17 protein-coding genes, 1 tRNA gene and 3 pseudogenes are annotated in these 24,132 nt (G+C 73.4%); 14 read left to right on the forward strand and 7 right to left on the reverse strand.

The features are described from left to right. Nucleotides 1–71 precede the first annotated feature (71 nt). Nucleotides 72–1,103 (reverse strand): L-glyceraldehyde 3-phosphate reductase, encoded by a 1,032-nt coding sequence (gene mgrA / locus ACUN9U_RS15010; RefSeq protein ID WP_445485816.1) that lies wholly within the window; start codon nucleotides 1,101–1,103, stop codon nucleotides 72–74. Between the two features lie 111 nt (nucleotides 1,104–1,214). Here mgrA and ACUN9U_RS15015 point away from each other — a divergent pair, with 111 nt between their 5' ends. From ACUN9U_RS15015 to ACUN9U_RS15030, 4 genes are all read left to right on the forward strand, one after another. Beyond that, entirely contained in the window at nucleotides 1,215–2,213 is a 999-nt protein-coding gene (locus ACUN9U_RS15015; protein WP_445485817.1) for an alpha/beta fold hydrolase, read from the forward strand. Further along, the gene (locus ACUN9U_RS15020; RefSeq protein ID WP_445485818.1) at nucleotides 2,210–3,283 is read left to right on the forward strand and encodes an alpha/beta fold hydrolase; all 1,074 of its coding nucleotides are present in this window, start codon (nucleotides 2,210–2,212) and stop codon (nucleotides 3,281–3,283) included. The genes ACUN9U_RS15015 and ACUN9U_RS15020 overlap by 4 nt, the downstream gene beginning before the upstream one ends. Continuing rightward, nucleotides 3,276–4,058, forward strand: a complete 783-nt coding sequence (locus ACUN9U_RS15025; protein ID WP_445485819.1) for a 3-hydroxybutyrate dehydrogenase — start codon at nucleotides 3,276–3,278, stop codon at nucleotides 4,056–4,058. The genes ACUN9U_RS15020 and ACUN9U_RS15025 overlap by 8 nt, the downstream gene beginning before the upstream one ends. 220 nt (nucleotides 4,059–4,278) lie before the next feature. Beyond that, on the forward strand, nucleotides 4,279–4,602 hold the full coding sequence (locus ACUN9U_RS15030; RefSeq protein ID WP_445485820.1) for a DUF4333 domain-containing protein: 324 nt from the start codon (nucleotides 4,279–4,281) through the stop codon (nucleotides 4,600–4,602). 49 nt (nucleotides 4,603–4,651) lie between these two features. On the opposite strand, the gene ACUN9U_RS15035 is transcribed toward ACUN9U_RS15030, so the two are convergent. Both ACUN9U_RS15035 and ACUN9U_RS15040 read right to left on the reverse strand, forming a co-directional pair. Further along, a complete protein-coding gene (locus ACUN9U_RS15035; protein WP_445485821.1) occupies nucleotides 4,652–5,572 on the reverse strand; it encodes an oxidoreductase in 921 nt (306 codons plus the stop codon). 10 nt (nucleotides 5,573–5,582) lie between these two features. Further along, nucleotides 5,583–7,487: a Na+/H+ antiporter gene (locus ACUN9U_RS15040; protein WP_445485822.1), complete on the reverse strand. Its 1,905-nt coding sequence runs from the start codon at nucleotides 7,485–7,487 to the stop codon at nucleotides 5,583–5,585. A 170-nt stretch (nucleotides 7,488–7,657) separates the two neighbouring features. Between ACUN9U_RS15040 and ACUN9U_RS15045 the strand changes: the two genes are divergently transcribed. Together ACUN9U_RS15045 and ACUN9U_RS15050 are read left to right on the forward strand one after the other, a co-directional pair. Next, nucleotides 7,658–7,730: transfer RNA gene (locus tag ACUN9U_RS15045), tRNA-Lys, on the forward strand. Between the two features lie 70 nt (nucleotides 7,731–7,800). Next, nucleotides 7,801–8,025: a hypothetical protein gene (locus tag ACUN9U_RS15050; protein ID WP_445485823.1), complete on the forward strand. Its 225-nt coding sequence runs from the start codon at nucleotides 7,801–7,803 to the stop codon at nucleotides 8,023–8,025. Here ACUN9U_RS15050 and ACUN9U_RS15055 read toward each other — a convergent pair. Beyond that, nucleotides 7,939–8,952, reverse strand: a pseudogene (locus tag ACUN9U_RS15055) (tyrosine-type recombinase/integrase); the annotation flags it as partial. The gene ACUN9U_RS15050 and the pseudogene ACUN9U_RS15055 overlap by 87 nt on opposite strands. A gap of 1,581 nt (nucleotides 8,953–10,533) precedes the next feature. Between ACUN9U_RS15055 and ACUN9U_RS15060 the strand changes: the two are divergent. From ACUN9U_RS15060 to ACUN9U_RS15095, 8 genes and pseudogenes are all read left to right on the forward strand, one after another. Next, on the forward strand, nucleotides 10,534–11,664 hold the full coding sequence (locus ACUN9U_RS15060) for a glutathione-independent formaldehyde dehydrogenase (RefSeq protein ID WP_445485824.1): 1,131 nt from the start codon (nucleotides 10,534–10,536) through the stop codon (nucleotides 11,662–11,664). A gap of 77 nt (nucleotides 11,665–11,741) precedes the next feature. Then, nucleotides 11,742–12,314: an ester cyclase gene (locus tag ACUN9U_RS15065; RefSeq protein WP_445485825.1), complete on the forward strand. Its 573-nt coding sequence runs from the start codon at nucleotides 11,742–11,744 to the stop codon at nucleotides 12,312–12,314. Nucleotides 12,315–12,628: 314 nt separating this feature from the next. After that, nucleotides 12,629–12,838, forward strand: a pseudogene (locus tag ACUN9U_RS15070) (DJ-1/PfpI family protein); the annotation flags it as partial. A 97-nt stretch (nucleotides 12,839–12,935) separates the two neighbouring features. After that, nucleotides 12,936–13,421 (forward strand): helix-turn-helix domain-containing protein, encoded by a 486-nt coding sequence (locus ACUN9U_RS15075; RefSeq protein WP_445485826.1) that lies wholly within the window; start codon nucleotides 12,936–12,938, stop codon nucleotides 13,419–13,421. Between the two features lie 315 nt (nucleotides 13,422–13,736). Continuing rightward, nucleotides 13,737–14,624 (forward strand): annotated as a pseudogene (locus ACUN9U_RS15080) (dihydrodipicolinate synthase family protein). Between the two features lie 342 nt (nucleotides 14,625–14,966). Continuing rightward, nucleotides 14,967–17,801 (forward strand): GAF domain-containing protein, encoded by a 2,835-nt coding sequence (locus ACUN9U_RS15085; protein ID WP_445485827.1) that lies wholly within the window; start codon nucleotides 14,967–14,969, stop codon nucleotides 17,799–17,801. Nucleotides 17,802–17,951: 150 nt separating this feature from the next. Further along, entirely contained in the window at nucleotides 17,952–18,479 is a 528-nt protein-coding gene (locus ACUN9U_RS15090) for an STAS domain-containing protein (RefSeq protein WP_445485828.1), read from the forward strand. Nucleotides 18,480–18,678: 199 nt separating this feature from the next. Beyond that, nucleotides 18,679–18,906 carry a hypothetical protein gene (locus ACUN9U_RS15095; protein WP_445485829.1) on the forward strand — a complete coding sequence of 76 codons (228 nt, stop codon included), beginning with the start codon at nucleotides 18,679–18,681 and terminating at the stop codon, nucleotides 18,904–18,906. A 214-nt stretch (nucleotides 18,907–19,120) separates the two neighbouring features. Here the strand turns inward: ACUN9U_RS15095 and ACUN9U_RS15100 are convergent, their stop codons facing one another. From ACUN9U_RS15100 to ACUN9U_RS15110, 3 genes are all read right to left on the reverse strand, one after another. Further along, on the reverse strand, nucleotides 19,121–20,044 hold the full coding sequence (locus ACUN9U_RS15100) for a GGDEF domain-containing protein (protein ID WP_445485872.1): 924 nt from the start codon (nucleotides 20,042–20,044) through the stop codon (nucleotides 19,121–19,123). Nucleotides 20,045–21,415: 1,371 nt separating this feature from the next. Then, the gene (locus tag ACUN9U_RS15105) at nucleotides 21,416–22,660 is read right to left on the reverse strand and encodes a hypothetical protein (RefSeq protein ID WP_445485830.1); all 1,245 of its coding nucleotides are present in this window, start codon (nucleotides 22,658–22,660) and stop codon (nucleotides 21,416–21,418) included. Nucleotides 22,661–22,744: 84 nt separating this feature from the next. Next, nucleotides 22,745–23,923: a type III PLP-dependent enzyme gene (locus ACUN9U_RS15110; RefSeq protein WP_445485831.1), complete on the reverse strand. Its 1,179-nt coding sequence runs from the start codon at nucleotides 23,921–23,923 to the stop codon at nucleotides 22,745–22,747. Nucleotides 23,924–24,132 lie beyond the last annotated feature (209 nt).

Here is a 24,132-nt window from a genome sequence, read left to right on the forward strand (position 1 = left end):
CCGGGCCCCCCCCGGCGCCGCCCGCCCCCCGGCGCCCCCCCCCCCCCCCCCCCCCCCCACGGGAGGAGGGGTCAGTCGCCGGCCTCGCGGGCGCCGGCCCACAGGTCGACTCCGGACTCCACGGCGTGCTCGTCGATGGCGGCCAGCTCGTCGTCGCTGAACTCGACCTTGGCCGCGGCCGCGACGTTGTCCTCGACCTGCTGCACGCTGGAGGCGCCGAACAGCGCCGTGGTGATGCGCCGGTCGCGCAGCACCCACGAGAGCGCCATCTGCGCGAGCGTCTGCCCGCGCCCGGCGGCGATCTCGTGGAGCGCCCGCACGCGGGCGAGGTTCTCCTCGCTGAGCATGTCCATGCCGAGGGAGGACCCGCGCGAGGCGCGCGAGCCCTCGGGCACCCCGCCGAGGTACTTGTCGGTGAGCAGCCCCTGGGCGAGCACGGTGAAGGGGATGCAGCCGACGCCCTCGCGCTCGAGCACGTCGAGCAGCTCGGACTCCACCCAGCGGTTGAGCATCGAGTAGGAGGGCTGGTGGATGAGCAGCGGCGTGCCGAGCTCGCGAAGCAGCGCCGCCGCCTGCGCGGTGCGCTCGGGCCCGTAGCTGGAGATGCCCACGTAGAGGGCCTTGCCGGCGCGGACGGCGTCCGCGAGCGCCGTCATGGTCTCCTCCAGCGGCGTCTCGGGGTCGGGCCGGTGGTGGTAGTAGATGTCGACGTAGTCCAGGCCCATGCGCTCCAGGGAGGCGTCCAGGCTGGCGCGCAGGTACTTGCGCGAGCCGTGGTCGCCGTAGGGGCCCGGCCACATGTCCCAGCCGGCCTTGGTGGAGATGACCAGCTCGTCGCGGTAGGGCCTGAGGTCGGTCCTCATGAGCTCGCCGAAGTTCTTCTCCGCCGAGCCGTAGGGGGGCCCGTAGTTGTTGGCGAGGTCCATGTGGGTCACGCCGAGGTCGAAGGCGCGCCGCACGATGGCCCGCTGGCCCTCCAGCGACCTGTCGTCGCCGAAGTTGTGCCAGAACCCCAGGCTGACCAGCGGCAGGTCGAGGCCGCTGCGCCCGCAGCGGCGGTAGGTCATCGTCTCGTAGCGGTCGTCGGCGGCGGTGTGCGGCATGCCTTTCATCGTTGCAGAGGCCGTCCGGCCGGCGCCCCCGCGTACCGCGCCGGGCACCCGGTCGCGCGAGGGGGGTGCCGCCAGGCGCACCGGGCGCGCCAGACTGCGCCCGTGCTCACCGGTGCGCGCACCCCCCGCCCCTGGCAGGGCCTCGCCCTGGGCGGCCTGTCCTGGGCCGACGACGACGACGGCGGGGGCGGCGGCCTCGTGGTGGCCGTGCACGGCATCACCGCCAGCGCCGCGGCGTGGACGGCGGTGGCGCCGCGGCTCCTCGCCGCCCCGGGCGCCGCGGCCGTGTCCGCCGTCGTCGCCCCCGAGCTGCGCGGCCGCGGCGCGAGCCGCCACCTGCCCGGTCCCTGGGGCCTGGCGCGCCACGCCGACGACCTCGCCGCCGAGGTCGCCGCGCTGCTGGACGCCGCCGGCGGCCGCCGCGCCGCGCTGGTGGGGCACTCCATGGGCGCCTTCACCCTCGCCGCGCTGGCGACGCGCCACCCCGGCCTGCTGGACCGGCTGGCCGGGACCGTCCTGGTCGACGGGGCGCTGCCGCTGGAGGCCCCGGCGGGCAGCAGCCCCGCGGCAGCGGCGTCCGCAGCGCTCGGCCCGGCGCTCGCCCGGCTCCAGCGGACCTTCGCCGACCCCGCCGAGCACCGCGCGCTGTGGGCGGCCCACCCCGCGCTGCAGAGGGTGCCGGTGGACGTCGTCGACGCCTACGCGGCCCGGGACCTCGTCGAGGTCGACGGCGGCGGCTGGCGGGTGCCGGTCGTGAGTGACGCCGTCACTCAGGACATGGCCGACCTGTACGAGCCCGACCTCGTCGTCCCCGGGCTGGAGCGCCTCGCCGCCCGCGGTGCACCGCTGCTGACGTGCCCCCGCGGCCTCGACGACGGCGCCCCCCTGTACTCCGCCGGCCTCCTGGCCCGCTGGCGCGAGCGGCTGCCGGGCCTGCGCGTCACCGAGGTGGCGGGCACCAACCACTACTCGGTGCTCTTCGCCGACGCGGCCGCCGGCGCCGTCGCCGCCGCCGTGCTGTCCACCCTCACCGACCACCCCGACCACACCGGCTCCACCGACCAGCACGCCGCCGCGCCCGCCCACCAGGAGGTCCGATGACCAGCTCCCCGCGCGCCGTGCACCCGCTCGACGCCACCACCTCCCGGCTGCGGGTGCGCGGCCTGGACACCGGCCCCGCCGACCAGGTCGACCGCGTGGTGGTGCTCGTGCACGGCAACCTCTCCAGCTCGGAGTTCTTCCGCCGCCAGCTCGAGGCCCTGCCCGAGGGGTGGCGCGGGCTCGCGCCCGACCTGCGGGGGTTCGGCGGCACCGACCCCGAGCCCGTCGACGCCACGCGCGGCGTGCGCGACTACAGCGACGACGTGCTGTCCCTCCTGGACGCCCTGGGCGTCGGGCGCGCCCACCTGCTCGGCTGGAGCCTGGGCGGCGGTGTGGTGGCCCAGGCCGCGCTCGACAGGCCGGGCGCCGTCGCCTCCCTCGTGCTCGTCGACCCGGTCTCCCCCTACGGCTACGGCGCCACCCGCGCTGACGGCTCCCGGCTGGGGGAGGACGACCCCGGAGCCGGCGCGGGCCTGGCCAACCCCCGGCTCGTGGAGCTGCTGGCCGCCGGAGAGCGCGGCGCGGAGGACCCCAGCTCACCGCGCAACGTCATGAACGGCCTCTACTTCGCCCACGGCTTCCGCAGCCCCGACGAGGAGGCGCTGCTCACCGCGCTGCTCTCCACGCGCACCGGCCCCGACCACTACCCCGGCGACGCCGCCCCCGCCGGCAGCTGGCCCGGCACCGGCCCCGGCGCGCGCGGGGTGCTCAACACCCTGGCCCCCCGGCACTTCGACGTCTCGGGCCTGTCCTCGCTGGCCGACGACGACGGCCGCCGCCCCCCGGTGCTGTGGGTCCGCGGGGAGCACGACGCGATCGTCAGCGACGCCGCCGCGCTCGACCTCGCCGTCCTCGGGGGAGCCGGTGTGGTGCCCGGCTGGCCCGGGGCGGACGCCTACCCGGTCCAGCCCATGGTCAGCCAGACCCGCGCGGTGCTGGACGCCTACGCCGCCAGCGGCGGCTCCTACCGCGAGGTGGTGCTGGACGCCGGCCACAGCCCGCACGTGGAGCGGCCGGAGGACTTCGCCGCCGCGCTCCACGAGCACCTGCGGGCCAGCGACCGTGCCTGACGCCGCCGCTGGCGCCGAGCGGCACCTGGAGGGCCAGCGCGCCGTGGTCACCGGCGCCGCCAGCGGCATCGGTGCGGCCTGCGCCCGGTCCCTGGCCGCCGCGGGCGCGTCCGTCGTCCTGCTCGACAGGGCCGAGGAGGCCCTGCGCGCGCTCGCGGAGGAGCTGGGCGGGCGGGCCGTCGTCGTCGACCTCTCCGACACCGCGGCGCTCCCGGGCGTGCTGGAGCGCGCCGAGCTGGACTGCGACGTGCTGGTCAACAACGCCGGCGTCCAGCACGTGGCGCGGGTGGAGGACTTCCCGCCCGAGCAGCTCTCGCTCATGCTCCGGCTGATGCTGGAGGCGCCGTTCCTCCTGGCCCGGGCTGTCCTGCCCGGCATGTACTCGCGCGGACGGGGACGGCTCGTGCACATCGGCTCGGTGCACGGCCACCGCGCCTCGCCGTTCAAGGCGGCGTACGTGGCGGCCAAGCACGGGCTGGAGGGCCTGTCCAAGACCATCGCGCTGGAGGGCGGCGACCGCGGCGTCACCTCGGTGGTGGTGTGCCCCGGCTTCGTGAGGACGCCGCTGGTGGAGGCGCAGATCGCCGCCCAGGCCCGTGAGACCGGGGTGCCGGAGGACCGGGTGGTCGAGGACGTGCTGCTGCACATGGCGGCGGTCAAGAGGCTGCTGGAGCCGGAGGAGGTCGGGGCGACCGTGGCGTGGCTGTGCCGGCCCGAGGCGGCCTCCATGACCGGCACGTCGGTGCTCATGGACGGCGGCTGGTCGGCGCGCTGAGGAGGCCGCCGGGGACCGCCGCCGGGGACCGCCGCCGGGGACCGCCGCCGGGGACCGCCGCCGGGGACCGCCGCCGGGGACCGCGGCGCTGGCCGGCGGAGGTCGCGGACGGCTGCAGGTGGCTCGCAAGCCGGGTGCAAGCCGGTGGGGACAGCCTCTGGTCACCACCCGGGGGCGACCGCCCACCGGAACGGCCCACCGCAGACCCGGAGGACCCGTCATGTCCCGCACCGCCACCCGCCGCGCCCTGGTCACCACCGCCGCCGCCCTGGGGGCCACCGCCCTGCTGGGCGCCTGCTCGTTCAGCGCCAGCGTCGGCACCCCTGACTACGCCGGCTCGGACCTGGCCACCGACGTCACCAGCACCCTGCAGGCGCAGTACCCCGAGTCGACCTTCGACGGCATCAGCTGCGAGGACACGCCCACCGTCGAGGAGGGGGAGACCACCGCCTGCCACGGCGTGGTCGACGGCGCTGACATGGACTTCACCGTCAACTGGAAGGACTCCGAGGGCACCTTCGCCATCGACGCCGTCGCGGCCTGAGCGCGCCGGGCGGCGCACCGCCGAGCACCGCACCGCCGAGCAGCGCGGGTCACCGGGCTGCTGCGCGCTCCAGCGCGTCGACCCCCGTCAGGCGCGCGCTCAGGGCCCACAGGTCGGCCGCGAGGTCCAGGTCGCTGGCGAGCGCGGTGCGACCGACCAGCCGCGGGGCGCCGCGCACCTCGCCCGGGCCCGACGGGCCGGTGAAGGAGCCTCCCGGCAGGTCCGCGGTGGCCGCCAGCAGGGTCGGCAGCGCGCCCGCGGCGGCGCTCTGGGCGAACAGGCGGTTGCCCACCCCGGCGAGCCGGTCGCCCAGGGGGTTGCCGCTGCGGCCCTGCAGGTTCGTGGCGGCCCAGCCGGGGTGGGCGGCGAGCACGCGCTGCAGCGACCCGGTGGCGGTGAGCCGGCGCTGCAGCTCCAGCGCGAACAGCAGGTTGGCCAGCTTGCTCTGCGCGTAGGCCGCCTGGGCGCGGTAGGGGCGGCGCTCCCAGTTGAGGTCGTCCAGGTCCACCCTCCCGGCCTTGTGCACCAGGGAGCTCAGGACGACGACGCGACCGTCCGGCGCCAGGTGCGGCAGGAGCCGGCACACGAGCGCGTGGTGGCCGAGGTGGTTGGTGCCCACCTGGCTCTCGAAGCCGTCAGCGGTGCGCGAGAACGGCACCAGCATGATCCCGGCGTTGGCCACGAGGACGTCGATGCGGCGCTGCGCCTCGTCCTGCTGGCCCCACTCCTGCGCGAAGTCGGCGGTGCTGGCGAGGTCGGCCAGGTCGAGGCGGCGCACCTCGGTGGTGCCCGGCAGGCCCGCGGCCACCCGCTCGCCCTTGGCGGTGTCGCGCACCGCCAGCACCACCCTGGCGCCGCGGGCGGCGAGCTCGCGGGCCGTCTCCACCCCCAGACCGCTGCTGGCGCCGGTGATCACCACCGTGCGTCCGCTCTGGTCGGGGATCTGCGCTGCGCTCCAGGGCGTGGTCACACCGCAGACGCTAGTCCGCCAGCTCGTCGGCGTAGCACCAGCGCCAGGCCTCGCCGGCCTCCACGCTGCGCATCACGGGGTGCCCGGTCCGCTGCCAGTGGGACTGCGCGTGCTGCTGCGGCGAGGAGTCGCAGCACGAGACCGCGCCGCACTCCAGGCAGCCCCGCAGGTGCACCCAGGAGGTGCCCTCGCGCACGCAGTCCCCGCACACCGCGGTGTCCTCGAAGCGGCGCGTGCGCGGGGCGCGCCGCAGGTGCTCGCAGCCCGGGGTCGGCACGGCGGCGCCCACCAGCGGCTCGGCCCGCTGCTGCGGCGGCACCGCCGGGCCGTGCTCGGTGGTGCGGCTGACCCTGTCGACCAGGGACTCCTCCAGGTCGAGCTGGGCCAGCGCGGCGCGCAGGACGTGGTCGTCGTAGCCGCCGGTGCGGCGGGCGTCGAGGATGGCCCCGCGCTCGGCGGCGAGCATGAGCAGGCGCAGCCGGCGGTACTCCGCGGAGGGCGTCGCGCGCTCCTCCTCGGCCGGGCCCAGCCGCTCCCACGCCGCGTCGACCCGGCCCCTGGCACGCCGGCGCAGCTGCTCGGCGACCGGCGCCGAGGGGCCCTCCCCCGAGGCGACCACCTCGTCCAGCCGCGCCAGCCCGGCGCGCGCCGCACCCTCCAGCAGCACCGCCTCCGCGAGGGCGTCCTCGGCGGGGTCCGGACCGCGCAGCCCGAGCCGGCGCACCAGCAGCGGCAGCGTCAGGCCCTGCACCAGCAGCGTGCCGGCCACCACGGTGAAGGCGGCCAGCTGCAGCAGCGGCAGCTCCGGCGCCGCGGCGGGGACGGCGAAGGCGGCGGCGAGGGTGACCACGCCGCGCATGCCCGCCCACCCGACCACGAGCGCCTCGGCGCTGCTCCAGCGCGTGCCGCCGGATGCCAGGCGCGGCGCGACCCGGGAGACGGCGGCGGCCGCCAGCAGCAGCAGCACGCGCACCACCACGGTGACCGCGAGGACCAGCAGGCACACGCCGACGGCCGAGCCCGCCGACCTGCCGCTGCCGGCCACGGCGCGCAGCAGGCCCGGCAGCTGCAGCCCGATGAGGAGGAAGACGCCGTTCTCCAGGAGGAAGGCGATGGTCTTCCAGGTGGTCGTCTCCACCACCCGGGTGGTGGCGCTGCGCAGGCGCGCCGAGCTGCGGGCCAGCAGCAGCCCGGTGGTGACCACCCCGAGCACCCCCGAGCCGTGCACCTCCTCGGCGGCGAGGTAGGCCGCGAAGGGCGCGACGAGGGAGACGACCGTCACCATGACCGGGTCGTCGAGGTGCGCGCGCACCCACGACAGCACCAGGCCGACGACGGCGCCGGCGCCCACGCCCCCCACCACGAGCACGAGGAAGTCGAGGGCGACGCCGCCCGTGCTCACGCTGCCCGCCAGGGCGCCGCTGGCCGCGGCGAGCAGCGCCAGCGCCGTGGCGTCGTTGACCAGGCTCTCGCCCTCCAGCAGCCGCGTCAGCCGGCGCGGCATGCCGATGCGCCGCGCCACGGCCGTGGCGGCGACCGCGTCGGGCGGGGCGACCACGGCCCCCAGGGCGAACGCCGCGGCCAGCCCGACGGCCGGCAGCACGAGGGCCACCGCGGCACCGACGGCGGCGGTGGTGACCACCACGGCGCCCACCGACAGCAGCAGGACGCCGGTGACGTCGCGGCGCAGGTCGACCAGCGACAGCTGCACCGCGGCCGCGTACAGCAGCGGAGGCAGCAACCCGGTGAGCACCAGCTCCGGCTCCAGCCGCAGCTCCGGGACGCCGGGGACGGCACCCAGCACGGCTCCCACGACGACCAGCACCAGCGGCGTCGACCAGCCCAGGCGCTCGCACAGGCGCGCCACCGCCAGCACCACCGCCACGACGCCCAGCAGCACCGCTGCTGTGATCACTCGGCCTCCTCCGTGGTCCCCCGGCCGCAGCGGCACCACGTCCCGCTGCGCGCCGGCCACGGCTGTTGCCCGCGGCCACCGCACAGGCTGCACGCCGCACGCCCCGGCTGCACAGGCCCCCGGGCCGACGACGTGCTGCGGAGCCTCGCCGTGGGAGCATCGAGGGGCCAGGGCCTCTAGCTCAACTGGCAGAGCAGCGGACTTTTAATCCGCGGGTTGTGGGTTCGAGCCCCACGGGGCCCACCGTCTGACCAGCACTTTCGCGCCCCCTGGGCTGCCGCGAGCCTCCGGGGACGGGCGATGTGGTCACACGATGGTCACGATCTTGGTCACGGCGGCGCGGGACCAGCGCCGCGGCGCGCTCGGCGGCGTCGCGCCCGACGCCAGGCAGCAGGTGGCTGTACGTGTCGGACGTGAGGGTGATCGAGGAGTGCCCGAGCCGCTTGGAGACCACGGCGATCGGCACGCCCGCGGCGAGCATCAGCGAGGCCTGACCGTGGCGGAGGTCGTGCAGTCGGATGCGGCGAAGGCCGGCTGACGCGGTCAGCTCCGCGAAGCGCGTCGTGACGTGGTTGGGCAGCACCGGGGTGCCGTCCTCCCGGGCGAAGACGAGCCCGTGGTCGTTGTACGCGTCGGCCCACAGCGCCTTCTCGGCGTCCTGGCGCAGACGGTGCTCGAGCAGTAGGCCGAGGGTGGCGGAGTCGAGGTCGACCAGGCGGTGATCGCCACTGGCGGTCTTGGGAGGGCCGAAGGCGATGCCGCGGTGCCCTTGCTCGCAGGAGGGACAGGGGTGCTGCCGCCCGTCCTCGACCTGCAGCACCTGCTGGCGGACCGTGATGACGCCACGCGGGGTGTCGAGGTCGGTCCACCGCAGCCCGAGCGCCTCACCGCGGCGCAGGCCCGTCGCGGCCATCACCTCGAACAGCACGCCAAGACGGTCGTGCGTGGCGTGGTCGAGGAAGGCCCCGAGCTCAATCGGGTTCCACGGGACGACGCGGGGCCGGGTGACCTTGGGCAGCTCGAGGTCAGTGGCGGCGTTGAAAGCGACCAGCCGCCTGCGCTTGGCGCTGGCCAGGGCCGAGCGCAGGGTGGCGCGCACGCGCTGCACGGTGGCCGGCCCGGCCGGCGGGCGTCCGGAGCCGGTTGGTCGCATCACCAGGGCCAGGGCTTCCTCGACGTGGACGTGCCGCAGCTCGCCGAGGCGGAGGTGCCCGATGGTGGGGATGAGGTGGGTTCTGACGTGCTGCCGGTAGGAGCGCAGGGTGGTGGGCCGCAAGCCGCTGGCTTCCTTCGCCTCCAGCCAGCGCAGGAGGTAGGCCTCGACCGTCAGGCCTGTGTCGTGGGTAGCCGTTCCTCCGGCCACCCCGTCGACGAGAGCGGCGAGCGCGGCCTCGGCCTCTCGGCGCGTCGCGAAGCCGCCGCGCTTGACCTGGCGCCGCAGCTGCCAGCGACCGCCCGAACCCATTCCGGGGCCGAGGTCTGCGACGAAGCACCAGGAGCCGTGGTCAATGCGGCACGACTTTTTCCGGCCCCGAGCATCTAATTCTTGAGGACAGGCACAGCGCTTGAAAACAGAACCCTTCACACCGCCCCCTCTGTGCTTTGCACATGGACGCCCATGCCCCTGATCAGCGATGACCCACCTTGACGAAGTCCCCGCTGATTTGCAAGGTGTTCTCGTGACATCTTCGAGTGAGATATCCCGAGCGTCCTTGTCCGCCGAGTTCTTTTTCGTGTCGCCTCGTCTTGCGTCGTTACTCCTCGTCTCAGCCAGTCCGGCCTCGTCTCACCCTGTCCGGCTGGTCCGTCCGTGAGCCGCCACGTGGCGCGCCTGCCGCGACCGCGCGATGCAGGCCGTCGTGGGCTGTTCACGGGCTCCGCGCAGTCCCGCGGCCGCCCTGAGCGCTTCGCGATGGTTCCCGAGAAACTGCTCGAAGCCGACCTGTCAGCCACCGCCGTCCGGCTGTACGGACTCCTGCTGCGGTGCCCTGTGGTCGACGGCGCTCATGTGCAGTCCCGGATGCGTCTTGCTGAGCGGCTCCACCGCTCGCTCGACACGGTCGACCGCGCGGTCAGTGCTCTGGTCGACGCGGGGTGGATACAGGTGGCTCACCGGTTCTCGGACGGACAGCAGATCGCCAACGCCTACGTCGTGATGCCGACGCCCGCAGACGGCCACGAACAGGTTGTCGCACCGCAGCGCTCGACCGGCGCCTCGGTCTCGGCATCTGTGGACGACTGGCCGCTCGTGACTGGAGACGTCGTGCCTGTGGGTGGGTGCGCGGCCGTCCATGACAGCAGCGCGCCGCTAGGGGGTGGCCGCACATCTGCGGCCCGGGGGGCCGCACTGCTGCGGCACGGAAGAGAGTCCTTGACCGAAAGAACCTCCTCCCCCTCCCCTCCTCGTCGTCCGCACCCGGGCCCCGGCGACCCCTCGGGCAGGTCACAATCGCCTCAGCGGCCGGCGCAACCGGGGCGAGCGGCGGTCCTTGGAGGCGACGGCCTGATGCAGCACCTCGTGCGCGAGCAGGCTCGCAATGAGCTGGCAGCCCGCGGGTTGCCACTGACGCGCGCGGCGATCACTCGTCGAGCCTGCGAGCTGCTCGGCGCCCGCCTGTCACGCCCGTGAGGTACGCCAGTCATGGCCTCCGAGCGCTTCTCAGCGAACCGGAAAGGGGGGAGCAAGATATGCATCTGGTACCCAGATGCGCCGCCGCGCGATGCGACATCGGCTCTGCGCGATGTCTTGGACCGAGCGCGGTCTAGGCCTACGGCGATATCGACGGTCGTCTCGAACGGAGAACGCGACGGCAGCATCGGTGACGGACGACGTTGCCTGGCAGGTCGACCAAGGTTCCTATGAGGGCACGTTGACCGGGCCGAAAGAGCGGGCGGGCCGGATGAGACTTGCGCACTCCCTGCGACGGACCGCCTGGCACAGGCCAGGGCGAGCTCGGTAAGCGGTCGTCGAGCGGGCAGCTGAGCGGAGTGCGGTCATCGGACCAGCACAGCGGTTGCATCGAACACGACGGGGTACGGATGACCCATGAAGGCACTCGTCTACAACGGCCCCCGCGACGTCCAGGTCACGGACGTCCCCGACGCCCGCATCGAGGCGCCCACCGACGTCATCGTCAAGATCACCTCCACGAACATCTGCGGGTCGGACCTGCACATGTACGAGGGGCGCACCGACGTGGAGCAGGGCAAGACCCTGGGTCACGAGAACATGGGGGTCGTCGCCGAGGTCGGCTCAGGCGTCACCCGCCTGAAGGAGGGCGACCGGGTCTCCCTGCCCTTCAACATCGCCTGCGGCCACTGCCGCAACTGCGGCCGCGGCAAGACGGCCTTCTGCCTCGAGGTGAACCCCGGCATGGCCGGCGGCGCCTTCGGCTACGCCGACATGGGGCCGTACCAGGGCGGGCAGGCGGAGTACCTGCGCGTGCCGTTCGCCGACTTCAACGCGCTGCGCCTGCCCGGCGGCACCGAGCACGAGCTCGACTACACGATGCTCTCGGACATCTTCCCCACCGGCTGGCACGGCACGCGGCTGTCGGGCCTGGAGCCCGGTGAGTCGGTGGTGGTCATGGGCGCCGGTCCGGTGGGCATCATGGCGGCGCTGTCAGCGCGGATCCAGGGCGCCGACCAGGTCTACGTGGTCGACCAGCACGCCGACCGCCTGGCCCTGGCCGAGGAGGCCGGCGCCACCCCCGTCGACTTCAGCAAGGGCGACCCGGTCGAGCAGATCATGGAGGCCACCGGCGGCGTCGGCACCGACCGGGGCGTGGAGGCCGTGGGCTGGCAGGCGCACGACCACTCCGGCGAGGAGCACCCGGCCGGCACCCTGGACACCCTCGTCCAGGTGGTGCGCGCGACCGGCGGCATCGGCGTCGTGGGCGTCTTCCCGCCGCAGGACCCGAACGGGCCGGACCCGCTCATGCAGGAGGGGCGCATGGCGTTCCCCTTCGGCGCCTTCTTCACGAAGGGCCTCACCATGGGCACCGGCCAGGCCGACGTGAAGCGGTACAACCGCCAGCTGCGCGACCTCATCACCCAGGGCAAGGCCTCCCCCGGCTTCATCGTCAGCCACGAGCTCGACCTGGCCCAGGCCGCCGAGGGCTACCAGCACTTCGACGCCCGCGAGGACGGCTGGACCAAGGTCGTGCTGCACCCCTGAGCCCCTCGGTCCACCCGCCTGACCCGTCTGACCCCTGTCAGCGCCCTACCCTTCCGCTTCGACTGGAGGACCACGCCATGGCTTCGACCCGAGAGACCAACACAGCCGCCCAGCAGCACCTGGGCGAGCTGCTGAACGCCGGTGAGATCGACCGCATCGACGAGGTCTTCGCCGCCGACGTCCTCGACCACGACAAGGCGCCCGACCAGGGCGAGGGAGTGGAGGGCACCAAGGGCTTCTTCCGCACCTTGACCGCAGCCTTTCCTGATGCCCACCTCGAGGTCGACCAGCTGGTCGCCGACGAGGACAACGTCGTGATCGCCTACCGCCTCAGCGGCACCCACCAGGGTGACTTCCAGGGGGTGCCCGCCACCGGCAAGCGCGTGGAGGCCCGCGGGGTGCAGGTGGGGCGCTTCGCCGACGGCAAGATCGTGGAGCGGTGGGGGGCGACCGACGAGCTCGGCATCCTGCGCCAGCTCGGAGCGCAAATCAGCGCGCCGGAGACGGTGCACTCCATCGCCCAGGGCGACCAGCCGGTCATGACCGAACGTCAGGACGGGTTCGACGACGACATCCGCGACACTGCCACCGCGGCTACTGGCAGCGGGCGGGCCAACGATTCCGAGTACCAGGCCGGCGCCCACCGCTGAGCGCTCATCCCACGCACAAGGGTCCCGGCGCCACCGGCGCCGGGACCCTTTGCCAGGAGACTCAGCAGTCATTGTGTACAGCGGCGATGACCTCATGCAGGTCGGTCTTTGGCACCGCGCGGTGGCCCACCCGCGCAGCTCCCACGCTCAACAGGTTGCCCGTGACAGCGAGCCCTTGCGCGGCCAGCACCGCGCGCGCATACGGTCGTCAAGGTCGGCGCGGGCGGTGAGTGTCCGCCTGAATAGCGATGATCAGCGAGACGCTGACCGGGCAGCGATCGACCAGCGTACGGTGATGACCGGGGGGGGCGCGGATGCTCCTGGGGGCCGACGCCGACCTGCAGGACCTGCGCGCCGCCGACACCGTGCTCGTGCCCGCGCTGCCCTCCTACGACGCGGAGTTCCCCCCGGCCCTGGTCGATGCGCTGCGGGACGCAGTCGAGAGGGGCGCGCGGGTGGCGGCGCTGTGCACCGGTGCCTTCGCGTTGGCCACAGCGGGCCTGCTGGACGGACGACGGGCGACGACGCACTGGCTTCGCGCTTCCCCGCCGTGCGCGTCGACCGTGGGTGCTCTACGTCGTGGACGGACCTGTCGCGACCTCCGCAGGAACCGCCGCCGGAATGGACCTGTGCTTGGAGCTGCTGCGCGCCGACCACGGCACCGCCGCTGCCGCGGAGGTGGCACGCCGGCTCGTGGTGCCCCCGCACCGCTCGGGCGGTCAGGCCCAGTACGTGTCCACACCCATGCCCCAGGCACCCGGGGCCTCCCTGGCGCCCCTGCTGGACTGGGCACGGGAGCACCTGGACCAGCCGCTCACCCTGCGCCTGCTAGCCCGACAGGCCGGTACCACCACCCGGACCCTGACCCGTCGGTTCACCGCCGAGCTCGGAGCGCCGCCGCTGCAGTGGCTAACTGCTGAACGGGTCCGGCGGGTACGGCAGCTGCTCGAGGAGACGACCCTGAGCATGGAGGAGATCGCCCGGCGCTGCGGATTGGGAACGGCAGCCAACCTGCGTGTGCACTTCGCCCGCGAGACGAGCACGACACCCAGCGCCTACCGCACCACCTTTGGAACAGGTCAGGAGAACCGCTCGGGCGCCTCCTGACCACGGCACTGCCGCACCCGGGCGGCCCCGCGATGACGCCGACGGCTCTCGGGACGCTGACGGCCCTGGAGCCGGCGATCGGGGTGCTGCTGGGGTTGCTCGTGCTGGCCCAGCAACCCCCTGCTACCTAGGTGGCCGGGGTCGTGCTGGGGGTCAGCGCTGGTGCCGCCGCCCAGCGCGGTGGGCGACGCCAGCGCCTCGTGCCCGCAGCGACCGGCGCCCTCCCCGCAGCAGCCGGCACCCCACCGGCCACCACCCGCCGTCCACCACCAAGGAGTGATCATCATGGCCGACAGCACCGACTCCCGCAGGCCTCTGTTCACCGGGCTCAGCGCCTTCCCCCTGACACCGGTGGATGAACAGCACATCGACGAGGCCGCCTACGCGCTCCTGGTCCAGCGCTGCGCGGCGGCCGGCGCTGACTCCATCACCGCCTTGGGCTCGACCGGCTCCTACGCCTACCTCACCCGCGCTGAACGGGCCCGCGTCGCCCAGCTGACCGTCCAGCACGCCGACGACGTTCCCGTCATCGTCGGGATCGGCGCGCTGCGCACGCAGCACGTGCTGCAGCACGCCGAGGACGCCCAAGCCGCGGGCGCATCCGGGGTGCTGCTGGCCCCGGTCTCCTACCAACCCCTGACCTGTCAGGACGTCTACGGCTTATTCGAGGACGTCACCGCCCAGCTGTCCGTGCCTGTGGTCGTCTACGACAACCCGGGCACCACCCGGTTCGCCTTCACCGACGACCTCTACCAGGCCGTGGCGTCTCTGCCCGGCGTCGCCTCCATCAAGATCCCCGGGATCGCCGAGCACCCCGCGGCCGCCGCCGCACGGGTCGAGCAGCTGCGGGAGCTGCTGCCCGCGCACGTCACCGTCGGCATCTCCGGAGACGCCCACGCCGCCCTCGGCCTGAGCGCTGGGTGCCAGGCCTGGTACCCCGTCATCGGCGGAACGCTGCCCGAGCTCGCTGTGGCCCTGACCTAAGCGGCGCTGCGCGGGGACGTCGGAGGCACCGAGCAGCTGTCGATGCGCCTGCGCCCGCTGTGGGACCTGTTCTTCCGGTACGGCAGCTACCGGGTCACCGCCGCCGTCGCTGAGCACCTCGGGCTCGCCCGCCGCTCGAGCCTGCCGCTGCCAATCCAGCAATTAGATGGTGCTGCTCGCACCGAGGTGGCAGGCGTCGTGGACGCCCTCGATGTGTGACAGCGACCGGTCGGTCATCGTCAGCGTCCCGCTGACCGGAGCGGAATCCTTTCTGCGACGAACAGTGGTCTCGCCCGTCGGCGCATCACGACGAACGCCGCGGCGGGGCGGTCCGCGTGGTCGAGCGACACGTAGATGCGCGCCTCGATGAGCCGTGATCGGCGTGCGCGGATCTTTCATTCGAGTTTGACTGAAGGCGCAGTGAAAACGCCGCTGCCGCGGTGGGCGGCGGTCGATGGAACGGCCGGCGTCCACCGTCGTGGCCAGTGATGGGCGCGTACCTGCCTCGATGAGCACTCGGGTGGGTCACGCCGTCGCTGGCTTACAGGTGAAGATGTCCCGGTGCTGACCCCTGCCGACCCACCGACGGAGCCGCCGGCCCCGGTGAGCCAGCCGTTCCAGCTCCCCGCGCAGCTGCCCGCCGAGGTCGCCGGCATCGCGGTGCCCGATGAGGTCTTCGACCGCTACGCCCACCTCGTGCGCGCCACCCTCGGCGTCCCCGTGGCCCTGGTCAGCCTCGTCACCACCGCCGGGCAGGTCTTCCCCGGCGCCGAGGGCCTGCCCTCGCCCTGGCAGCAGACGCGCTGCACCGGGCTGTCGCACTCCTTCTGCCAGTACGTCGTCGCCCGCGACGCCCCTCTGGTCATCACCGACGCCCGCGAAGACCCCGAGATGGCCGGCAACCTCGCCATCAGCGACATCGGGGTCATCGCCTACGCCGGGTTCCCCCTGCACGCCGCTGACGGCACCACGGTCGGCTCGTTGTGCGCCATCGACACCTCCCCCCGGGTCTGGTCCGAGCACGAGCTGGACGTGCTGGCCCACCTGGCTGCCACCGCCTCCAGCGAGCTGGCGATGCGCGCAGCGTCCGTGCTCGCCCAAGACGCCGTCCGCGCCGAACGCGCCGCCGCTGTCCGCATCGCCCAGGTGACCGAGTCGATGGCGGTGGCCTACCTGGCCATGGACGTCGACTGGGTCATCACCTACGTCAACGCCGCCGCTGAGCAGATCGCCGCCGCACCACGGACCCAGCTGGTCGGGCGCAGCTTCTGGGAGGCCTTTCCCGCCGCCGTCGACACCGACTTCGAGCGCCACTACCGCCGCGCGGTGGCCACCGGTGAGACGGTCACCTTCGACGCCTTCTACCCCGCACCGCTGCAGGTGTGGGTGCAGGTGCGCGCCGTCCCCGAAGGCGAGGGGCTGGCGCTGTACTTCTCCGACGTCACCGACCGTTACGACGCGGTGGCCGCCGCCGAGCACGCCAGCGCCCAGCTCGCGGCCCTGGGCTCCATCGCCCTGTCCCTGGCCGACGCCGAAGAGATCTCCGACCTGGTCGCCACCATCGCCGAGCAGGGCCTTGCCGCCCTGGGCGCCGACGGCGGCTCGGTGGCCGTCCCCGACCCCGACGACGACACCCAGCTGCTGTCCTACATCACCGCCAACTTCGGGGAGGGCACCCGCGCCGACTTCGGACGCCTACCGATGTCGGCGCAGCTTCCGGTGGCGCTGGCCGCCCGCAGCGGGCAACGGGTGCTGTTGGAGGACCAGGCGGCGTGCGTGGCGATGTCGGCGCACGTGCTGGCCGCCAACGAGGCCACCGGCTGCCAGGCGTGGGCCTCGGTCCCGCTGCGCGCCGGCGCCCAGGTGATCGGTGTGCTGACCGCCGGGTGGGCCCAGCCGCAGACCTTCGGTCCCGCGCAGGTGGCGCTGCTGGAGACCTTCGCCGCCCAGTGCGCCCAGGCCCTGCGCCGGCTGCAGTCCCGCGACGCCGAACGCCTCTCCGCCGCAGCTGAGCTGCGCGCCGGTGACCTCGCGCGCACCTCCGCGGCGCGCCAGGGCGCGCTGGTGACCATCGCCCAGGCGCTGGCCGACGCCGACACCCAAGATGAGGTCCTCAACGTTCTGGCCGGTCAGGGCGCGGACCTCCTGGGCGCCAACGGCTGCGGGATCTGCCTGCGCACCGATGACGGCGCCCACGTCGACACCGTGGTCACCGACTCCTACGCCGACGTCCGCCCCACCGTCCAGCGCACCCCCGCCGACTTTCCCATGCCCGCCGTCCGCGCCGCGGCCACCGGGCAGGCCTTCTACTTGTCCGACCGCGAGCAGACCGAGCAGACCTTCCCCGGGTCCGAAGCCATCTACATCGGCGCCGGCGTGCAGGCCTCGGCTGCAGTGCCGCTGCGCACCCGGGGCCGGTTGCTGGGGTGCCTGTCGGTGGGCTTCGCCGACCCCCGGGTGTTCAGCAGCGAGGAGCGCGAGCTGCTGACGGCGTTCGCGGCGCTGACCGCGCAAGCGCTGGGCCGCATCGCCGCCCACGAGGCCGAGCAGGCCGCCCTGGCGGCTGCCTCCAGCACCGCCCAGATACTGCAGCGCTCCATGCTCACCGCCCCACCCGAGCCAGACCACCTGCAGATCGCGGTGCGCTACGCCGCCTCCGCAGCCCACGCCGAGGTCGGCGGGGACTGGTACGACGCGTTCATCACCGCCGACGGAGTGACCAGCCTGGTCATCGGTGACGTCACCGGCCACGACATGCGCGCCGCCTCGATGATGGGCCAGCTGCGCAACCTGGTCCGCGGTGTCGCCTTCACCCTCGGTGAGTCTCCAGCACGGGTGCTGGCGGCGGTCGATCGCGCGGCGGCGGGTCTGGGCATCGACACCGTCGCCACCGCGATCCTCGCTCAAATCGAGGTCGATGAGGCCCACCGCGCCGCAGGGACCCGGCTGGTGCGGTGGTCCAACGCTGGGCACCTGCCCCCGTTGCTCCTGGAGGCCGACGGCACCGCGCGCTTCTTGGAGGCCGACTCAGATCTGGTGCTGGGCTGGGACCCGGCCGTGGACCGCCACGACCACGAGCACGTCCTGAAACCGGGCTCGACGGTGCTGCTGTACACCGACGGCCTGGTCGAGCGCCGCGGCATCAGCGTGGAGCAGGGGCTGGCATGGCTGGCCCACGCGGCCGGTGAGCTCGCCAGCTCACCGGGGGGCACGGTGGAGCAGCTGTGCGACGGGCTGGTGGGGCTGGTGGGTGACCACCTCGATGATGACGTGGCGCTGCTGGCGCTGCGGGCCCACCCCGAGGACGCCCCCCGCCCACCCGAGGCGGGTCCGGTGCGGGTGCCCGCGCGGCTGGAGGAGGCTCAGGCGGCTGCCGCGGCGGAGGCGGACTCGTGAATGGACAGCGCTGCGCGCAGGAGCTGGTGCATCGGAGCGGTGATCCCGGCGTGCTGGCCTGCCCGGTGGGTAGCACTCTGAGGTGAGCCGGGCTGCAGCGCTCGTGCCGCACCACCCTGCGACTGCGGGGACCGCAGCCGGGGGAACTCCATGAACATCACCACCATCGCCGCCCACCAGGTCGTGCCCCCTTCCTCGCCGCAGGGCGCCGGGCCGCCGGTTGACGCCCGCGGGGTGATGGTGATCACCGTCGACGGTGACATCGACCTGTACAGCGGCCCGGACCTGAAAAGGGCACTTGCGGAGGTGTTGGCCTCAGCCGGTCCAGGCACCGATGATCCCGGGAGGTCCACCACCTCGGACACAGCACCGGACCGAGACGGTCTAGACGGGTCGATGTGGGCGGTCGTCGTCGACCTGAGCGAAGTGGAGTTCATCGACTCCTACGCGGTGGGTGTGCTGGTCCAGGGCCACCACCTGGCCCGCCGCAGCGGACGTGCCTACGCACTGGTCGCGACCCACCCGATGATCCACACACTGTTCGAGATCACCGGGCTCGCTCGGGTGCTGCCGCTACACGCCGACGTGGCGTCAGCGGTGGCGAGCCTGCACGTCGCGCAGGCGGCGACGTTGACAGCTACGCGGCCGGCGGAGACGGCTGACGAGGCTCCCGGCTGAGAAGACGACTAGAACGACGATGAGTCGTTCCAGCAGGTGGTGCTGTGCGGAAGACCCCCAGGACCGTCCTACGGCTGCTCCGCGGGCCGGGTGCATCCTCGTCGGAGGTCGCCCAGCACAGCTTCGTAGCGCGCGACATCGACATGCCGTTCCCCGTAGATCGAGACAGCACGCCCCGCAGTAGCGCGTGCGGACAGCGATGCCTGACCGTGACGACATCGCGGACCACAACGCCGCCGTGTCCGAGCACCCGGGCACCGGGTCGGCGGTGCTGGGAATGCTGCAGTGGGGCACCGCCGGCCTCGCCGCGCCGCTGGCCGGGATCGGCGGGGAGCACACCTCCGTGCCGGTGGCCGTGCTCATGACGGCCGGTGCCGCCGTCTCCCTGGTGGCACTGCTCGTCCTGGCCCAATCACCGCGCCCCTGACCGACGGCGTAGAGCCACCTGCACGGGTAGGGATCCCATCTGCGACGGCCTGGCGGCAGCGGCCGCCAGCGTTCATGCGGATCGCCGCGGCGTGCGGGCAAGATCGGTCAGCGCACGATCCGGCTCTCACGTGAAAGTAGGGCTTGGGGAGTAAGGCTCCAACTGTTCACCTCTTGTGCGAAGGAGAGCCCTGCAGGCTGGGCTGTGAGGCTGCTCAACCAGCCAAGCTGGCTGGCACGGTTTCGGCGACGTCGCGGTTGCGGCCGCTGCGCTTCGCCTCGTACAGCGCGGCGTCGGCCGCAGCTAGGGACTCCCAGATCGTGCGCTGGTCGGAGTGCACCGCCCAGCCGCAGGAGAACGTCGTGCCGGTCCTGGACAGTGCCCAGGCCTGGTGCAGCCGGTTCAACACCTGAGGCACGGCCGCCTCACGCAGCCGCAGTACCAGCAGGAACTCTTCTCCGCCGTAGCGCACGGCGTGGTCCCCATCGCGCACCGCCTGGCGCAGCAGCCTGGCGAACTCGGCCAGCACCCAGTCACCGCGGGCGTGGCCGTGGGTGTCATTGACCTTCTTGAAGTGGTCGATGTCGCACACCACCAGCACCGTGCCCGCCGACGCGGACTGCAGATGCCCTTCCAAGGCCCGCCTGTTGTCCAGGCGGGTCAGGGCGTCGGTGCGTGAGGCCACCTGCAGCGCCTCGAGGGCTGCACGGTGCTTGGCGGTCAGGAAGGCCAGGGCCTCGGCGATCACTAGCCACACCAGGGCGACCACCACCAGGCGCAGCACGATCTCTCGGCTCCAGCCGCCCATGGTCGGCCCGTAGAGCACCACCGCCACCGGCAGCAGCAGCCAGCAACTGTGGGCCGGCAGGTACAGACCCACGTAGACGAAGGCCAGCACGAAGATGCCGATGTAGGCGGCCCCCAGACCACTGCCGTGCGCGCTCAGCGCCGACAGCGCCAGCAGCGTCGCCAGGGGGAAGACCAGGTGGGTGTGGTCAGGCCAGCGCCGCCAAGGCAGCACCGCGCTGAGCAGCACCAGAGCGCTCATCACCAGGCACAGCAGGAGAACTTGGCGCCACTCGGCGTCATCGGGAACGTGGAAGGGGGAGGTGAGGAGGACGATGGCGCCGGTGGCCATCAGCAGCACCGATCCACAGGCCGCCGGCAGGCCGGTCCGGGTGACCACGGCCTGCCACAGGACACGTGAGCGAGCGAAGCGCTGCACTGACACCGCACGCGCGTCGACACCCGGGCGCGCTGGGACGCTACCGCCCGCACCCGTCGACGTAGTCCTCACACCACCTGATCGGCGAGGATGGCCTTCCCCATGAGCGGCCCATCACCCTGTAATCCGCTCGCCGGGGTCCTCAGTGCGGCAGACAGCCTCCAGGCGAGGTCCTGACCCGGTGGTGTGGCTCTGACCGTGTGCGGCTGACACCGGCGATGCCTGGGCGACACGAGGTGGCCGTAGGCGCCTGGTCAGCGGTTAATCCATGGAGTTCACGCGCGGCCCTCGCCCAGGTGCAGCCAGCAGACCACGACCGCTGCGGTCATCTCGCGGGAACCGCACTGACGGCGGGCCGGTGGCAACGTCGACATCAGCCCGAACCTGGGCACCTCCCTCGGCCTGCTCGGCGGAGACGCCGACACACCCGGAGCCAGTCCGCGGAGCAGCAGGCCATCGGCGGCGCCGATGGTGACGCCGGGTCCGGCGGCGACGATGCAGAAGGTGACGGCACCGGGAGCGACGCCGGCGCGGTGACCGGCAGCGGCACGGCCAGCGGCGCCGAGACCAGGACGCAGGCGCGGGGAGTCTCCTGCGACCGCTCCTCGGACTTGAGCGCAGACAGCTCCGCGGACGGCTCGGCTACGGGCTCCTCGACCGCGGGTGCCGGCACCGGTGGTGATGGCGGTGACGGCGGCGCCGGGGCAGCTCCGGGAACACCAACATCAGCCCGAACCCCCGCCGCCTCCCTGAGCCTGCTCGACGGCACGGGCAGCAGCACCCAGAGCCAGGACGTCCTGGGCGCCGACGGCGGTGCTGGCGGTGACGTGGCATCCGGTGGTGACGCGACAGGCGGTGCCGGTACCGGTGGCGACGCGCTGACGGGCACGCTGTCCGGAGCGCACTCGGGCACCAGTTCCGACTGACGTCGTCCAACGCGAGCCTCCGCCGCTCGCGACCGCACCCCCTGGCCTCCCTGGCCGGGGGTGCGGTCGTCGGGATGCGACGAACACCGAGGTCGAGCCGCGCCACAGCCTCCACAGCGCTGAATGCACTTGCGGTGACCGCTTCATCTTCTCACCCCGCCACATCCGCGCTGACCCAACGTGTCCCACCCAGGGGCGCGTCACCCGCGCCGTCATCGAGCGCTCACCCGATGCGCTGGTAGTCGACACCTGTGCCGCCAGCTGGAAGAGGATCGGCTACCGAAACCGCAGGCGATGCGGACTCCCTCGACGTTGCGACCCTGCTCAGCGATGTCCGGGCTTCCAGGGGCGTTGTTGCTCATCTGGAGGAGGTCGCCCACGGGCGTCGCCCGCCACCGGAGGCCGCTGGCACCGAAGGGAGTGCAGCGACCTGGGTGATGACTGGTGAGGAGCGCCTGGCACCACCGCCGAAGAGCGTGTGGCGTCCCCGAAGACGCCGCGGGAAGACTGCGGCGGCCGCCACGAGCAGCACCGCAGCGCAGACGCCCGAGACAGTCGTGATGCTGCTGGTCGCGACCAGCGGTGGAAGGCTGGCCGTGGCGGCCGCGGAGCCCAGGGCTCGTGCTGCCGTGGCTCCTGCGAGGGCCTGCGTGACTCGACTTCCACCCGAGAGGCGGGCCGCGTCGTCGAACAGGCCTTCGGCCGCGGCCGAGGCGGCTCCGCCCAGAGCAGCCGCAGCACACAGCGCCACCACCGAGAACGGTGCGACCGCCCACCCGGCCACCATCGCCGTCCCGCACAGCAGCCACGCGGCGGACCGGTTTCCGACGCGTCGCTCGAGCAGACGCGCCAACGCCGGGCCAGCCAGCGTCCCCACTGTCAGGGCTGTGCCCACCAGCGCCACGCTCACCCGGCCGTGCAGCTCCTGGGCCAGGGGAACCGCCAGGAGCAGAGGTCCGGAGCTCAGGAGCGTCACCGCGGCGCCAGCTGTGGTGACCAGGGGCAGCCGCAACCGGCTCCGCCGAGGTCGCCCCCACCGAGCCAGATCGGCGCCTGATGCTGGCGCTCGCGGCACCCTCGCGCCGAGGGCAATGAGCAGCTGCGGAGTCAGGGCCAGGACGTAGGCGGTGGCTGCGATCCAGGTGAAGCTCTCGTGGTGGCGGTTAGGCAGCACGAGGGGGACCACCGCGGCGACCGCGACGCCGGCTGCCTCCACGGCCCCCACTCCGGCGGCGTACCACGACAGACCGCTCGCACCCTTGGTGACCGCGGCCACCTCGGCGCGCATCGCTGCGTAACCGGACCAGGTCAGGACGTTCAGCACCACCACAGCCAGCACCAGCACCGGCAGGGGCACTCGTGCACCACCGACGAGCACGAGCACCGCGACCACGGCCCGCGAAGTCGCCTCTCCTGCAGCCGTTAGCGCCAGCACCCCGCGCCCCGAGAACCGCTGCGCCAGCCAGCTCGAGGCCGGCGCCGATGCCGCGACGCCGACCAGCGCTGCGGCCGTCAGAAGACCGACGACGGCCAGGCCGCGCTGGTCCTGCACGCGCAGGACCAGCAGCGTCCACCCCAGCGAGAGCAGGAAGGAGTCCAGCACGCCGGCCGCCAGCAGGTTCCGGGATCGTCGTGTGCGGCCACGGCTGGCCCTGGCTGTCGTGGTGCGTGCGGGAGCGCGCACCACTCAGCCCACGCGGCGAGGCACTGCCGCGCGCGGCGGCTGCGGCACTCCCTCGCTCGCCGTCGTCACAGTGGCACTGGCGGCGTAGCGCGCCTGCGGCGGGGGGAACCCGTTGAAGGAAGAGGCGTAGCTGAGCGTGTAGGCACCCGCGCTGGCGATGTAGAGGCGGTCCCCCTCGGCCATCGTGGCCGGCAGCAGCGCACGGTCGAGGAAGGTGTCAGCGGAGTCGCAGGTCGGTCCGGTGACCACGTACGCCAGCGATGGTGCGGTGGCGTGGTCGCTGCGGGAGGTCCACAGCGGGTAGGGCCACCCAGACGGGCTCTGCTGGGTCTCGATGAGGCCGTGGTACGCGCCGACGTCGGTGTGCAGCCAGTCCTGGCCACCTCGCCGCTCCCGCCCCAGCACGCTGGCGACCATCACGGCGCTCTCCGCCGCGAGGTGCCTGCCCGGCTCAGCCGCGAGGAGCTCGGGCTCGTAGGGCAGGCTGGCCAGACCGCAGGTGATGGCAGCGCCGATCTCCTCGATCTCGGGCACCGGGGTGCCGTACCACGCGGGGAACCCTCCCCCGATGTCCACCATGTCCAGGCGGATGCCGATGTCGAGCAGCTCGGCGGCGACCAGCGCTGCTCGGCGCAGGGCCGTGGTCCAGGCTGCAGGCGCCGTGCTCTGTGACCCGACGTGGAAGGTCAGCCCGTAGGGGCGCAGCCCCCGGTCGCGGGCCTCGAGCAGCAGGGCCACGGCCTTGCCGCCGTCGACGCCGAACTTCCGGGACAGCGGGAAGGCGCTCTGGTCGTCGTCGACGGCCAGGCGCACGTACACCGCCGACCCCGGCGCCTCTCTGGCGATCTTGGCGACCTCGCCGACGGAGTCCACGGCGAAGCGCCACAAACCGAGCTCAGCGGCCCCCCTGACGTGGGAGGCGGGCTTGACGGTGTTGCTGTAGAGGACGTCGGCGGCCCGCACCCCGAGACCCACCAGCAGCTCCAGCTCGCCCAGGGACGCCACCTCGAAGCGGCACCCCTCGGCGGCCAGAGCGTCGAGCACGGCGACGTCCGGGTTGCACTTGACCGCGTAGAAGGGCTGCACCTCCGGGATGGCGCTGCGGAACCGGCGGAGCTTGGAGGTGACCAGGTCGGTGCTGCCCAGCAGGAAGGGCGTCGGACCGGCAGCTTCCGTCAGCACTTCCGGGCGCAAGAGGGACGGCCACCGGGTCGGCAGCGCCAGGTCCTGCCCGGCGCGCGTGCTGGGCCCACTCACATCCGCCGCGGACGTGCTCATTCGGTGTCTCCTGTCTGAGGGCTGCGGGAGTCCCGCAGCCGTGCTTCCCTGCTCTGACTCGGCGCTGCAGAGCAGCCCTTGAGGCGCGCGGGCCCGCCTTGGGCCGGAAGGGC

The sequence above is a fragment of the Quadrisphaera sp. KR29 genome, assembly GCF_052644995.1.